This window comes from Mesorhizobium sp. P5_C1 (assembly GCF_054049815.1).
In genome coordinates, this window is record NZ_JBFULQ010000126.1 from 1 (window position 1) to 12,990 (window position 12,990).

Genomic DNA, 12,990 nt, shown 5'->3' on the forward strand with positions numbered 1-12,990 from the left:
TGTCCGGCAGGACAGAGGGGGGTTGGACGGAACACGACCTCTCGGGGAAGGCCGCCCTATGACCACCTTCCTCTTCGACGGCCCCGAGACCGCCCCCGTCGCCATCCTGCTCGCGCATGGCGCCGGCGCGTCGATGGATTCTCCCTCGATGACGGCCACCGCCAAGTCGCTGGCGGCGACTGGCTTCCAGGTCGCGCGCTTCGAATTCCACTACATGGCAGCCCGCCGCTACGGGCATCGCAAGCCGCCGCCGCGGGCCGAGACGGTGAACCCGGAATATGTCAAGGCGATCGCCGACCTCAGGACGAAGGGCGTAACCGGCCCACTCATCATCGGCGGCAAGTCGATGGGCGGGCGCGTCGCCTCGATGGTCGCCGACGAGATGTTTGTCAAGGGCGAGATATCGGGCCTGCTGTGCCTCGGCTATCCCTTTCATCCGCCGGCCAAGCCCGAGCAATTGCGGACCAAACATCTCGCCAACCTGAAGACGCCGACGCTGATCTTCCAGGGCACACGTGACGAGTTCGGGACGCAGGACGAGGTCGCGACTTACGCGCTTTCCGACCAGATCGAAATCGTTTGGCTGGAGGATGGCGACCATGATCTCAAACCGCGCAAGAGCGTTTCAGGATTTTCGGCGGCCGAACATTTGAAGACGCTGGCCGAGGCTGTGAAGGCGTGGACGGGCCGGATCGTTTCCTGAGCCGATGAAAATCGCCTCCTTCAACATCAACAACGTCAACAGCCGGCTGGAGAACCTGCTGGCATGGCTGGCGACGGCAAAGCCTGATGTCGTGTGCCTGCAGGAACTGAAGGCGCGCGACACGCAGTTTCCGCGTTCGGCATTGGCCGCGGCGGGCTATGGCGCGGTGTGGAAGGGCGAGCCGACCTGGAACGGCGTCGCCATCCTGGCGCGGGGCTCGGAACCGGTGCTGACCCGCGATGCGCTGCCTGGCGACGATGCCGACAAGCAGAGCCGCTACATCGAGGCGGCGGTGGACGGCATCGTCATCGCTTGCCTTTATGCGCCGAACGGCAACCCTCAGCCCGGCCCGAAATTCGCCTACAAGCTCGCCTGGCATAAACGGCTGGAGGCACACGCCGAGCAGCTGTTGGACACCGGCCTACCGGTGGTGCTGGCCGGCGACTACAACATCGTGCCCGAGCCGCGCGACATCTACGCCACCCGCTCCTATGACGACAACGCGCTGGTGCAGCCGGAAAGCCGGGCGTCCTTCGAGCGCCTGATCGAGCAGGGTTGGACCGACGCGCTGCGCAAGAAGCACCCGAAGGAGACGCTCTATACGTTCTGGGATTATCGCCGAAACCGCTGGCCGCGCGACGCGGGGCTCAGGCTCGACCATATCCTGCTGTCGAAGACACTGTCGCGCCGTCTCACCGCCGCCGGCATCGACCGCGAGGTGCGCGGGCAAGACGGCGCCAGCGACCATGCGCCGGTCTGGGTGGAGCTCAGGTCAGCTTGATGGGAACCTCGACGCCGCCGCTTTCGCATGCGCCATTTTGCGAACACCTTTTCCACTGGTAATCTCGTGAACTGAACTTTGCGGCGTGGGGCGAAGCCTGCGATGGTGCCGAGGGGGGCCGATGAACAGAGTCGTCGACAGGCTGATTGCAATCATCCTGCTGGTGGTGGCCGTGGCTTGCGTCTGGCGCGCCTGGCTGGTGCTTGGCGATGCAGTCGTCGTCTGGCGCGGTGTCTCGCCTTCCGCCGAGGCTTCCGCCTCCATCCGGTTGGCCGCATTGGTGGTGGCGGCACTCGCTTGCCTGATTGGCGCTCTGCTGTTCTGGGCAGGTCGTCTGCCGGGGCGCCCGAACCATCAGGCCGGCGCGCCGCTGTTCGGCCGTGCGGCGGAAGTGCAAGACACCGGCAGGCCCGGCCTGCGCAAGGTGTTTCTTGCCCTGCCATTGGTTGTGCTTGCGGTGCTGGCCGTCGACAGGTTCGGCCCCTGGCATGATCGCGGTGGCGAAATTGCCAGCCAGCCCGGCGAACCCAAGCCCAACGAACCCAAGCAGAATGAACCCAAGCCTGCCGAGCCGAAGGGGCAGGACATCGCCAGTGCGCCGCCGGTCCAGGAACCGGCAGTTCCACCGGCAGCCGCGCCGCCGGCGCCATCTCCACCCGCCCCACCACCGGAAGCGGCCAACCCGCCCGCGGCCCTAGAGCCGCCGACTCCGCCCGCGCTCGCGCCGCCAACGCCGCCTACGCCCGCCGTTCCGACACCGCCGGAGGTCGCGGTGATTCCGCCACCGACCGTCGCGCCTCTGCCCCCGCCTCCGCCACCGCTGCCGACCGAGCCCGAGGGTCATCGCGACGCTGTCGTCTGGCTGGCCGTGGCGCCCGACGGGCACACGATCATGAGCGCCAGCACCGACCACACGATCAAGCTCTGGGACATCGCCGGCAAGCATCTGATCCGCAACCTCGGCGTCCACAAGGATATGGTGCGCACCGCGCTGTTCATGCCGGATGGCGTCAGCGCGCTGACCGCCGGCGACGACGGCGAGATGGTGCAGCGGAAACTTTCCGACGGCGCTGTGCTGCATGTCTTTTCGGCGGGCGAGAATGGCGGTGTGAACAAGCTGGCGATCAGCCCGGACGGCAAACGTGCCGTGACCGGCCACGAGACCGGCAACGTCATCGTCTGGGACCTGGAAAAGGGCACCGTGCTGCATGTGATGAGCGGGCACGACTGGTCAGTCAGCGCTGTCGCCGTCTCGCCCGACGGCACTCGCGCCGTCTCGGGCAGCATCGATGGCACGCTCAAACTCTGGGACATCGACAGCGGCAAGCAGTTGCGCAGCTGGCATGGGCATGAGCAAGGCACCTATGGCGCCGTGTTCACCGCCGACGGCCATCATCTGATCACCGGCAGCGGCGACTACACGATCAAGCTCTGGGACCTCGACAGCGGCCGCGAAGTGCGACGCTTCGAGGGCCATGAGGGCACCGTCTACACGTTGGCGCTGTCGGCCGACGGCAAGCGCCTGGTCTCCGGTTCGCTCGACGGCACGGCGCGCCTGTGGGACATGGAAACGGGCAATCAGGTCGCCATGTTCGACAGCCAGACCGGCCCGATCTATGCGGTGGCCTTCGCCGCCGACGGCACGGTGCTGACCGGCGGCTACGACCGTACCATCCGCGACTGGCCGGCCACAGGCGGCGACGGGGTGGTGCTGTTTGCAGGGGCGCCGGGGTGAATGGCGCCCGAGGAGCGGCCGGAGCCATTACGGGGCGGGGTCAGCTACAGCTTCACGCCATGATCGGGTTCGAAACGAAGCAGGACCTCGCGTGCTTCAATATCGACCTCTTCTCGTCTGTCATCTTCGCTGGGATGATCCGCTAATCGGCGCAGATCCTCCTCCAGGCCGCGAAGAACGTCCATCGGCAATCTTTGCACGATCGAGTTGATGCAGTGCCACTTTTGAGTTCCATCCTTTCCCTGAAGGATACGTGAGACCGGATCAATCAGCGGTGTCCCCAAAGTGACAAGGAAATCAGCGATGGGACTAGCCACCGGCCAGTTGCCATCGGCAGTCCACTCCAACAGTTGGTCCAAAATCGGCGCAACCGCCGGATAGCCCGCTTCGACAATCAGAACGATTGAGTCAAGGTCGTGCTTGTCGCGTGGGAGCAGGCTCTGTGGGTCAATCATACAAGTCGCTTTCCGCCCATAATCTCTAGGCTTTTTGAGTGCTCGAACATTGCTGTCAATGGCCGCACGCCTGCCAACCATCCTTGACCCTCTCGCCGCCCACGCTATGTTCGCGCCATGTCAGCATCCAGCCTCGCGGACACAGCGCCGCTCATCGTGATCGACCTTCAGACCGGCATGTTCGACGGCGTGCACGAGCCGCCGATCCATGAGGCGTCAGCCATTGCCGAGCGTGCCCGGGCGGTGATCGACTGGGCGCGGCGCGGCGGGCGCAAGGTCGCCTTTGTCAGGCATGACGGACCGGCGGGCGATCCGCTGGCGCCGGGTGAACCGGGTTGGCCGGTGTGGCCCGCACTCGGCCAGGCCGTGGACGAGCCGACTTTCGCCAAGAGCGTCGGCAATGCCTTCAGCAATGCAGCCCTTGGCGAATGGGTCGCAGGGCAGGGCGCCGGTGCTGTCGTGCTGCTGGGCGCGCAGACCGATTTTTGCGTGGCTGCGACCATCAAGGGCGCGATGGCCAGAGGGCTCGGCGTCACCGTGGTCTCCGATGCGCACAGCACATTGGACAGCGCCAGTGAGAGCGCCCTCCAGATCATCACCCGCCACAATGATGAATTCGCCGAGGCCGGCGTCAATCTGGTGACGACCAAGGCACTGGTCGGCGGCTGAAGCTGTAAGGAATTTGGCGGCAGGCTGATCGTCACTTCGCGCGACAACTTGTCCAGCACTGCGGATCGGACGAGACCGTCAAGCGCCTGCCGTGGTCGACGCGGACGGGGGGGCGCATTGTTGGGATGGCTCGGGCGCCCGCGTCAACCAGGGCGGCTCGTACCGCCGCATTGACACCATTGCACATCGCCGGCCGGCCGACACTTCCGCGAAAGCGGAATAGGCCGGGACTAAAGTGCAGATTCGGCGTCCTGGTCATCACGGCGCGAAACAGTTTCTCTTTCTTGCCGCATCGAACGATTTTCCTCAACCCAAACTGGCCGGCGGGTCGCTGTCGATTCGAAAAGGCGGCTGGATGTTCCGCCGAGCGCGCAGCCCGATCAGTTTGCCGCGCTGCGATCGGTCGCCTGAATCGATCGGGCGGGAAGGGACGACAGCGCACGTTGATCCGACGGCTGCTCGTTGAGATAGAGCGCGCCGCCCAGGACCAGAAACACCATTCCCACCGCCATCAATCCCACCATCAGCACGRCAATCGCCGTGACCGGGCCGTTGCCTGTTTTGACGACGGTGGATCGATGYGGCATCGTTCTGTCCTCCCGATATGGATCCGGCGGCGCCGGCGACATCGCGACAAACGACAGCCAAAGCGAGATGTTCCCTTCTCCGGACGTCAATCCGGGCCACATCGGCCGTTTGCGTTTTCGCCTAGGACCAAGGTCTTAGGTGCCGGCCGCAAAGGTCCGAGGGGCCCTGTTCGGTTCCGGCAATGTGCATTGGACGTTCCGGTATTTTAGTCAAACGCGATATAATGACGCGGTCGTTTCGCGGGGTCAGGATCGRCAAAAAACTTAGCCGGCCAAGCGTCTTCGCCGCAATCGCGGCATCAAAAATGGCCCGCGCTGGCAGCCCTGACGTCACAGGCACAGCGCGGCAACGGCCGCCACCACCGCCGCCACTGGGGCGCAGTATTCCAAGGCTGGAACCAAGCGCCGGCGCTTCGCGTTTAGAGTGTGACCTGTGAGGACTGCCACCTCCGGCCACACCGTCTAAGGCCCGCTTTGCTCCCAGCAAGGCGGGCCTCTTTCGTGTCGGAGCTTTCGGCGAAAACAAGAAAGGCGGCTGGAACGACACGGTGCGCTCTACGTTGGCTAGGCAATGAAAATATTGAGGCCGATCCAGCGCCGGTGGCGACGACCTTTGAAGCCCATGCCATGGGGCGTTCTCCGGTGACCCGTGTAGCGGTTGGCAGTTCTGTGTGCGATTCAGAACCGATCTGCATAATTTATCTACGAACTCCGGAAGCTTTTGTGCCTCTTAGACCGATAGCTGGATCAACAAGCGCCAATATCAGGTCGTTTTCGTGATGCTTTCAATTCGGGAATTGAAATGGAACCTCATAGTGGCGGCGGAGTTTTCATCCAGGGCGGAGTTCCGATGAATACAATGGAGGCTATGATGAAACATTATCTTTCGAGTGCTGCGGCCGCGATCGTCCTGATGGGTGGCATTGGCGTGGCGATGGCTGAAAACGTCGTCGTCGTCCAGCCGGAGCAGGAGACGGTCGTTCGCCAATACATCAAGAAGGAGCCGCTTGCGTCGGTGAACCTGCTGGGCGTCGAACTCAAGCTTGGCTCGTCGGTGCCCGACACGGTCGAATTGCGTCAGGTGCCCGACGTCAAATATCGCGTCGCCGTGATCAATGACCAGACCGTTCTGGTCGATCCAGAGACACGCCAGATCGTCCAAGTCCTGCACTGAGTGAGGCCCGACGCGTAGGCCGACACACCGGGATTGCCCGCGTTGGGTTGTCTTGGGAGGAGCCCGTCACCAGACATTCGCGTCGGTGGCGGGCTTTCCTTTGAGGCAGGTTTTGCCGTGGTCTATTCGGCGGCCAGCTTGTCCTGCGTGTTCGTCTCAAAATCGCGGGCGTCGTGGCGCTCATGCAGCTGCATGGCGGGTTCACCGAAGGCGCGGTTGACCATGCGGCCGCGCTTGACCGCGGGGCGGGCGTCGATCGCCTTGGCCCAGCGCTGCACATGCTGGTAGTCGTTCACGGACAGGAACTCGCCGGAATCATTGTACATGCGGCCGAGCGCCAGCCCGCCATACCAGGGCCAAATCGCCATGTCGGCGATGCTGTAGTCCTTGCCACCGAGATATTCGGTTTCGGCCAGCCGACGGTCGAGCACGTCCATCTGGCGCTTTACCTCCATCGAGAAGCGGTCGATGGCATATTCGAACTTCTCCGGCGCATAGGCGTAGAAATGGCCGAAGCCGCCGCCCAGATAAGGTGCCGAACCCATCTGCCAGAATAGCCAGGACAGCACCTCGGCGCGGGCCGGCTGTTCGGTTGGCAGGAATTCGCCGAATTTTTCGGCGAGATAGACGAGGATCGAGCCGGATTCGAAGATGCGCACCGGGGTCTTGCCGCTGCGGTCCATCAAGGCGGGAATCTTTGAATTGGGATTGACCTCGACGAAGCCGCTGCCGAACTGGTCGCCATCGTTGATGCGGATCAGCCAGGCATCATATTCGGCGCCCTGGTGGCCGCGGGCCAGAAGTTCCTCCAGCATGACGGTCACCTTGACGCCGTTCGGCGTCGCCAGCGAATAGAGCTGCAGCGGGTGTTTGCCGACTGGCAGGTCCTTGTCGTGCGTCGGCCCGGCGATCGGCCGGTTGATGCTGGCAAAGGCGCCGCCATTCGCCTTGCTCCAGGTCCATACTTTCGGCGGGGTGTAGTCGGTCATCTCGGGGCCTCGTGGGGAAGGATGGGCAGGTCGCCCTACAACTAGGGTTTCAGAGGGGGAAGTTCAACTTGCGTTGAACTATTGTTGACGGAGGCTCCGTTTTCCCTTCCCCTGGTGGGGTGATCAGCCGGATCGTGAAGCGAATTCGTCGTGCCAGTGGCCGCGCGAACCGCTTCTCACCCCTTGCACCATCTCGCTTGCGGCATACCTATAGAAATATCACCTATCCAGGAATGACAGCATGACCATCAATCCCAATCCGCGCTCGGTCGTTGCCGTGCGGGCGACCGTTCCGGAGGATGCCTTCACGGCCGGTGCCCTGGGCACGCTCAGGGAAGGCAGCGGTGTCGTCATCCGCAACGACGGGCTGGTGCTGACCATCGGCTATCTCATCACCGAAGCGGAAGAGGTCTGGCTGACCAGTCATAACGGCCGCGTCATCCCGGCGCACGCGCTTGCCTATGACCAGGAATCGGGCTTCGGCCTGGTGCAGGCGCTGGCGCCGCTCGGCCTGCCGGCGGTGGCGCTGGGCGATGCCGGCAAGGCCAGGATCGGCGACGCCGTGGTGCTGGCCGACGGCGTCGGCCAGTCGGTGCAGGCCAGGATCGTCACCAAGCAGGAATTCGCCGGCTATTGGGAGTATCTGCTCGACGAGGCGATCTTCATCGCGCCCGCGCACCCGTCCTGGGGTGGTGCCGGGCTGTTCGGCGCCGACGGCTCGCTGCTCGGCATCGGTTCGCTGCGGCTGCAGATGAGCCGCAACGGCGAGGTCGCCGATATAAACATGGTCGTGCCGATCGACCTTTTGCCGCCCATTCTCGACGATCTCCTGACGCGCGGCCATGTGGCCAGGCCACCGCGCCCGTGGCTCGGCGCCTTGTCGGCCGAAAGCGACGGCAAGGTGGTGGTGATGAGCGTGACCGAAGGCGGCCCGGCCGCCAAAGCCGGCCTGCGGCAGGGCGACATCATTTCCGACATCCGTGACGGCGCGGTCGATGGGCTGGCCGATTTCTATCGCAAGCTGTGGGAGAGCGGCTCGGCCGGCGCGGAGATCCCGATGCGGGTGCTGCGCGATGGCCGCGAAACCTGGCTGCGCGTCAAATCGGCCGACCGCGGCAGTTTCCTCAAGAAGCCGCAGCTGCAGTAGGCATCGGCTGGGGCATTTCGTTGCATCCCAGTCGGCCGCTCACCGCGCCAGCGGGCTGTCCCAGACGACAAACAACAGCGCTTTCAGCTGGGCAAAGCGTTCTGGTCCGAGTTCGGTGCGCCACTCTTCCTCGATGTCGCGCAGGATATCGACCATTTTCCAGAAGGCGGCGTGTCCGCGTTCGGTGGACCGCACCACGCGCGCACTGCCTTCGCCCGGAATGTCGGAGCGCATGAGATAACCGTAACCTTCGAGACTGCTGAGCAGCTGGTTGATGGCCTGCTTGCTCATGCCTGCGCGCTCGGCGATGGTGCCCGGGCGCGCGCCGTCCGGCCCGGGAAACTGCAGCACCGCCATATGCGGCAAGCGCAATTCGTCGAAGCCGGCGGCGTTGAGCTCCTTGATCAGCCGGCGCTGGATCGCCTGCGCCGGCACGCGCAGCAGCGCGCCGATCAGCAGATCCTCGGTCTTGGTCTGCAGAACTTCAGTGGATGTGGCCATTGACGATCCGGTAAATTGAGTTTACTCATATGCGGTAAATGTAATTTACTCGGGGAGCTTGTGCAATGCCAGCCTTGGATCTTCAGGTCAATCCAGCCAACGAAACCATTGGTACCATGGGGCTGTCGGTTCGCTTCCTGGTGTCAGGCGACAGTTCGAACGGCAGCGTCGCCGCCTTCGAACTTATGGTGCCCGGCGCGCAGCGGCTGCCGGCGCCGGCGCACAGCCACGACCACTACGAAGAGACGATCTACGGCGTCGACGGAGTGTTGACCTGGACCGTCGACGGCAAGGCGATCGAGGTCGGGCCAGGGGAGGCGCTATGCATTCCACGCGGCGCCGTACACCGGTTTGACAACAATGGCACCAGGGATGCCAAGGCGCTTTGCGTCATCACGCCGGCGGCGATCGGCCCGGACTATTTTCGCGAGGCCTTTGCGGTGCTCAATGCTGCCGCCGGCGGCCCGCCCGACAAGCTCAAAATGATGGACATCATGCGCCGGCACGGATTGACGCCGGCAGCGCCGCCACCGACGTGAAGCCGGTCGAAGAAACGCCGGTCACCCGTCGCAAGCGCTGAAATCAGCACCCGGGTTCCAGTCCTTGAAGGCGACGGTTCGGCCTTCCACCGAGACGGTCCCGTGCTTCGAGCTGCCGTCAGGCTGCGTCTTGCTGCTGGTGCCCTTGCCGGTCAGCACGTTGTACTCACAGGCGCTGGCGACATTATCCTGCTGGAAGTCCTCGTAGTCATAGGCAAAACCGGCGACGATGAAGGCACCGTTGCGCCAGGCGATGGTCAGCGTCATGTTGGTCCGCTGGCCGCCGATCGGCATCGCCGGCAGATAGAACTTGATCGACCCGTTCGGCAGCATCGTCAGTTCCGGCTCGGTGTCTGAATTTTCGTAGCCCGGCCGGTCGTAACCGTTCCATTCGCCGAGGATCTGCTCGTGCACGATTTCGACGGGCTTGAGGTAATTGTGCTCCTTGTCCCTGAGGAAGAAGTGGATGTCCATCGGATTGCCGGGCTGGGTCTCGACGACCATGGCAAGGTCGACGGCGCCGTCGCCGTTGAAGTCGCCGGTCACCGCCGTGATGATTTTCAGGGTGTCGATCGGTTCGCCGAGGGCAGCTGTGGGCAACAGCATCGCCAGGGCGAAGAGCAGAGATTTCATGATGCGTTCCCAAGCGTGTGGAACAGGACCATCGCAGGTCTGCGAGATTTCGACAGCGGGGTGGAGGAAAATATTTTGGCCCGGGGGCGCCCTAGTCGAGTTGCGCACTCGCAAACACCACCAGGTTCCCGTCGGGGTCGCGCAGGCGCATGATGTAGAAATCGTCGGCTTCCTCGATCGGGCCAGGGTCGAGGCCAGCATCCATCAGCCGCTGCCGCTCGGGCGTCAGCGGCAGCACGCCGAGCGTCAGCGTGCTGGTGCCGGCCTTGTCCCTGTCCTCGAAGAGCTGCACCTCAGCGCTGTCGCTGAACTGCCATTCGGCCAGGCCCGGCATCGGCCGGCGCAGCGGCGACTTGCCGAAGAGCTTTGCATACCAGCCGATGCTGGCTTCGAGGTCGGCGCAGCTGACATGGGCGAAAATGGTCTGGATTGTCATCGGGAACCTCCATCCGGCGGTTGCACTGAAGCCGGAACGCGGCGATGGGTGGTGCGTTCCATCGTCATCCGCCAGCAGGTTTTGCTGCTGCCGAAAACTGACAGGGACCCATGTCACGATGTTGACGGATGATGTTTGGCTGGAGGCAAGATGTCGGTGATGCGAACGAACGGGCAGGCCGGCTGATGGCGCCGGTCTGGGTCGATCCCGACAAGGTCAGGGAGTTCCCGGACGCGGCCAGCTTCCACGCCTGGCTCGGCAAGCACCACGCCGCGGAAACCGAGGTGTGGATCAAGGTCCACAAGGTGGGGTCGGGGCTGAAGTCGATCACGCCGAAAGAGGCCATCGACGTGGTGCTGTGCTTTGGCTGGATCGACGCGGTGCGCAAGGGGCTCGACGACAACAGTTTCCTGCAGCGCTACACGCCGCGCGGCAGGAAGAGCATCTGGAGCCTGATCAATATCGACAATGTCGCGCGGCTGGTCGAGGAGGGCCGCATGACCGAGCATGGGCTGAGACAGGTCGAGGCAGCCAAGGCCGATGGCCGCTGGGCGCGCGCCTACGGCAGCGGCAAGGAGATGAAAATCCCCGATGACCTGCAGGCAGCCATAGATGCCGAACCCAAGGCGAAAGAGATGCTGGCAAAGCTCAGCGCACAGAACCGCTTCGCGCTTGCCTTCCGCACCCACAACATGAAGACCGAAGCTGGCCGCAAGAAGAAGATCGAGACCTTCGTCGCGATGCTGAAGCGCGGCGAGACGATCCATCCGCAGGGCAAGAAGTAATCCTTTCAGGCGCCGCACTGCCGGCGCTTTGCGTTTAGCCGCACCCGTTTCACATTTTCTCGGAATTGCTCCAGCCACGGTGGGTATTGGCCGCCTCGGGCTTTCGGGTGCCATGCAGTCGATCAAGGCGCTGATTAAGGCCGGCTGCGTCAGATCGAGGTCATTCGCCGCCGCCGAGAAGGACCCTGTCTCCGCCACTCGCGGGAACGTTCGCAATCCCGATACGATGTCCACTCTCACCCATACTATTCGACATAAACCTTATGTCCCGCATCCCAGGCGGGAGGCGCTTTACAGGATTATGGATATCATATATCCTTAAGGATATTAAATGTCCTCAAAAGGAGAGAGCAGTGACACAGCGCCTGAACGTCGCCCAACAATCGCCTGAGCTATTCAAGAAGTTTCTCGACTTCAGCATGGCCGAGGCGCGCAGCGTGATCGAAGAGAAGATCCGCGATCTGGTCCATATCCGGGCGTCCCAGATCAATGGCTGCGCCTTCTGCCTCGACATGCATGTCAAGGAAGCAAAGATCCACGGCGAGAGCGAGTTGCGGCTCTACCATGTCGCCATCTGGCGGGAATCAAACCTTTTCATTCCTCGTGAACGCGCCGCCCTTGCCTGGACTGAAGCCGTCACGAAGCTCCCCGAGGGCGGTATTCCGGACGAACTCTACGAGCGGGTGCGTGGGCAGCTTTCGGAAAAGGAAATCTCCGACCTGACCTTCTCGATCATGGCCATCAACGCCTGGAACCGTGCTAACGTCGCCTTCAAGACCGTGCCCGGCTCTGCGGATAAACTCTACCGCCTCGACAAGGCAGGCCTGAACTAACCCCGCCCTTCTGGCATTCCCATCAATCGATGCGGCGCGACGTGGCGGCCGCTAACGGAGAAGTCTTATGAAAATCGTCATCATCGGGGGCACCGGCCTCATCGGTTCCAAGACAGTCGAACGCCTGCGCAAGCAGGGCTGTGAGGTGATCGCCGCCTCCCCGAATACCGGTGTCAACACCATCACCGGCGAAGGTCTGAAGGAAGCGCTCGCGGGCGCCGAGGTCGTGATCGACCTCGCCAACTCACCCTCCTTCGAGGACAAGGCCGCGATGGAATTCTTCGAGACCTCGGGCCACAATCTGCTCGCAGCGGACAAGGCTGCCGGCGTCAAGCATCACATCGCGCTCTCGGTCGTCGGAACCGAACGCCTTCAGGACGTCGGCTATTTCCGCGCCAAGCTCACCCAGGAAAAGCTGATCAAGGCTTCCGGCATTCCCTACACCATCGTTCATTCCACGCAGTTCATGGAGTTCTTGGCTGGCATCGCCCAATCGGGCACGGTCGGCGACGCCGTGCATCTGTCGCCGGCCTATGTACAACCCATCGCGTCCGATGACGTCGCCGACGTCATGGCCGGTGTCGCGCTCGCCGCGCCGATCAACGGCATGATCGAGATTTCCGGTCCGGAGCGTGTGCGAATGAGCGAGCTCGTCGCCCGCTACCTGAAGGCTGCCGGCGATCCTCGCAAGGTCGTGACTGATCCGGATGCGCTCTATTTCGGCGCGAGGCTGAACGACACGTCGCTCGTCTCCGACAACAATCCCCGTCTCGGCAGCATCACCTTCGAGCAGTGGTTCGCCACCTCGACGCGCAAATGACCGTCACGATGCGCCGCAGCGCAGCGTTCCACTCAACGCATGAAAGGAGTTTAGAAATGATCAAGTCAATCCTTGCCGCCCTCATCGTCACGGCAGCCGTGGCAGGCCCGGCCGCGGCCGAGGACGCAGGCGGGAAAGCCGCCAAAGTCACGCTCGTCTATGAGCATGAACTGCCGAATGTCCCCGGCAAGAGCATCAAGGGC

The 12,990-nt window shown here is 63.3% G+C and carries 16 protein-coding genes and 2 pseudogenes; 11 read left to right on the forward strand and 7 right to left on the reverse strand.

Translation table 11 applies throughout. The annotated features are described in order from the left end of the window. Window positions 1-58: 58 nt before the first annotated feature. The 3 genes from ACXJ7R_RS12830 to ACXJ7R_RS12840 all read left to right on the forward strand — a co-directional run bounded on the left by ACXJ7R_RS12830 (window position 59) and on the right by ACXJ7R_RS12840 (window position 3,219). Entirely contained in the window at window positions 59-703 is a 645-nt protein-coding gene (locus ACXJ7R_RS12830; RefSeq protein ID WP_457152155.1) for an alpha/beta hydrolase family protein, read from the forward strand. A gap of 4 nt (window positions 704-707) precedes the next feature. After that, on the forward strand, window positions 708-1,484 hold the full coding sequence (locus ACXJ7R_RS12835; RefSeq protein WP_457152156.1) for an exodeoxyribonuclease III: 777 nt from the start codon (window positions 708-710) through the stop codon (window positions 1,482-1,484). Between the two features lie 121 nt (window positions 1,485-1,605). Then, window positions 1,606-3,219, forward strand: a complete 1,614-nt coding sequence (locus ACXJ7R_RS12840) for a WD40 repeat domain-containing protein (protein ID WP_457152157.1) — start codon at window positions 1,606-1,608, stop codon at window positions 3,217-3,219. Window positions 3,220-3,263: 44 nt separating this feature from the next. Here ACXJ7R_RS12840 and ACXJ7R_RS12845 read toward each other — a convergent pair whose 3' ends face one another. After that, entirely contained in the window at window positions 3,264-3,674 is a 411-nt protein-coding gene (locus ACXJ7R_RS12845) for a DUF5071 domain-containing protein (RefSeq protein WP_457152158.1), read from the reverse strand. A 117-nt stretch (window positions 3,675-3,791) separates the two neighbouring features. On the opposite strand from ACXJ7R_RS12845, the gene ACXJ7R_RS12850 reads away from it, so the two are divergent. Continuing rightward, a complete protein-coding gene (locus ACXJ7R_RS12850; protein WP_457152159.1) occupies window positions 3,792-4,343 on the forward strand; it encodes an isochorismatase family protein in 552 nt (183 codons plus the stop codon). Between the two features lie 380 nt (window positions 4,344-4,723). On the opposite strand, the gene ACXJ7R_RS12855 is transcribed toward ACXJ7R_RS12850, so the two are convergent. Further along, window positions 4,724-4,930 carry a hypothetical protein gene (locus ACXJ7R_RS12855; protein WP_457152160.1) on the reverse strand — a complete coding sequence of 69 codons (207 nt, stop codon included), beginning with the start codon at window positions 4,928-4,930 and terminating at the stop codon, window positions 4,724-4,726. 871 nt (window positions 4,931-5,801) lie between these two features. Here ACXJ7R_RS12855 and ACXJ7R_RS12860 point away from each other — a divergent pair. Continuing rightward, on the forward strand, window positions 5,802-6,104 hold the full coding sequence (locus ACXJ7R_RS12860; protein WP_457152161.1) for a DUF1236 domain-containing protein: 303 nt from the start codon (window positions 5,802-5,804) through the stop codon (window positions 6,102-6,104). 122 nt (window positions 6,105-6,226) lie between these two features. Here ACXJ7R_RS12860 and yghU read toward each other — a convergent pair whose 3' ends face one another. Continuing rightward, window positions 6,227-7,093: a glutathione-dependent disulfide-bond oxidoreductase gene (gene yghU / locus ACXJ7R_RS12865; RefSeq protein WP_457152162.1), complete on the reverse strand. Its 867-nt coding sequence runs from the start codon at window positions 7,091-7,093 to the stop codon at window positions 6,227-6,229. A gap of 241 nt (window positions 7,094-7,334) precedes the next feature. Between yghU and ACXJ7R_RS12870 the strand changes: the two genes are divergently transcribed. Beyond that, window positions 7,335-8,240 carry a S1C family serine protease gene (locus tag ACXJ7R_RS12870; protein WP_457152163.1) on the forward strand — a complete coding sequence of 302 codons (906 nt, stop codon included), beginning with the start codon at window positions 7,335-7,337 and terminating at the stop codon, window positions 8,238-8,240. A 39-nt stretch (window positions 8,241-8,279) separates the two neighbouring features. Here ACXJ7R_RS12870 and ACXJ7R_RS12875 read toward each other — a convergent pair whose 3' ends face one another. Continuing rightward, window positions 8,280-8,741, reverse strand: a complete 462-nt coding sequence (locus tag ACXJ7R_RS12875; protein WP_457152164.1) for a MarR family winged helix-turn-helix transcriptional regulator — start codon at window positions 8,739-8,741, stop codon at window positions 8,280-8,282. Window positions 8,742-8,806: 65 nt separating this feature from the next. Here ACXJ7R_RS12875 and ACXJ7R_RS12880 point away from each other — a divergent pair, with 65 nt between their 5' ends. Continuing rightward, a complete protein-coding gene (locus tag ACXJ7R_RS12880) occupies window positions 8,807-9,280 on the forward strand; it encodes a cupin domain-containing protein (RefSeq protein ID WP_457152165.1) in 474 nt (157 codons plus the stop codon). A gap of 21 nt (window positions 9,281-9,301) precedes the next feature. On the opposite strand, the gene ACXJ7R_RS12885 is transcribed toward ACXJ7R_RS12880, so the two are convergent. After that, window positions 9,302-9,913, reverse strand: coding sequence for a hypothetical protein (locus tag ACXJ7R_RS12885; protein ID WP_457152166.1), 612 nt, complete (start codon window positions 9,911-9,913; stop codon window positions 9,302-9,304). 91 nt (window positions 9,914-10,004) lie between these two features. After that, a complete protein-coding gene (locus tag ACXJ7R_RS12890; RefSeq protein WP_457152167.1) occupies window positions 10,005-10,349 on the reverse strand; it encodes a VOC family protein in 345 nt (114 codons plus the stop codon). Between the two features lie 185 nt (window positions 10,350-10,534). Here ACXJ7R_RS12890 and ACXJ7R_RS12895 point away from each other — a divergent pair, with 185 nt between their 5' ends. After that, window positions 10,535-11,134, forward strand: coding sequence for a YdeI/OmpD-associated family protein (locus ACXJ7R_RS12895; protein ID WP_457152170.1), 600 nt, complete (start codon window positions 10,535-10,537; stop codon window positions 11,132-11,134). A gap of 138 nt (window positions 11,135-11,272) precedes the next feature. On the opposite strand, the pseudogene ACXJ7R_RS12900 reads toward ACXJ7R_RS12895, so the two are convergent. Further along, a pseudogene (locus ACXJ7R_RS12900) lies at window positions 11,273-11,374 on the reverse strand (helix-turn-helix domain-containing protein); the annotation flags it as partial. 113 nt (window positions 11,375-11,487) lie between these two features. On the opposite strand from ACXJ7R_RS12900, the gene ACXJ7R_RS12905 reads away from it, so the two are divergent. The 3 genes and pseudogenes from ACXJ7R_RS12905 to ACXJ7R_RS12915 all read left to right on the forward strand — a co-directional run. Further along, on the forward strand, window positions 11,488-11,967 hold the full coding sequence (locus tag ACXJ7R_RS12905; protein WP_457152168.1) for a carboxymuconolactone decarboxylase family protein: 480 nt from the start codon (window positions 11,488-11,490) through the stop codon (window positions 11,965-11,967). Window positions 11,968-12,034: 67 nt separating this feature from the next. Beyond that, the gene (locus tag ACXJ7R_RS12910) at window positions 12,035-12,787 is read left to right on the forward strand and encodes an SDR family oxidoreductase (RefSeq protein WP_457152169.1); all 753 of its coding nucleotides are present in this window, start codon (window positions 12,035-12,037) and stop codon (window positions 12,785-12,787) included. A 56-nt stretch (window positions 12,788-12,843) separates the two neighbouring features. Next, window positions 12,844-12,990, forward strand: a pseudogene (locus ACXJ7R_RS12915) (cupin domain-containing protein); the annotation flags it as partial.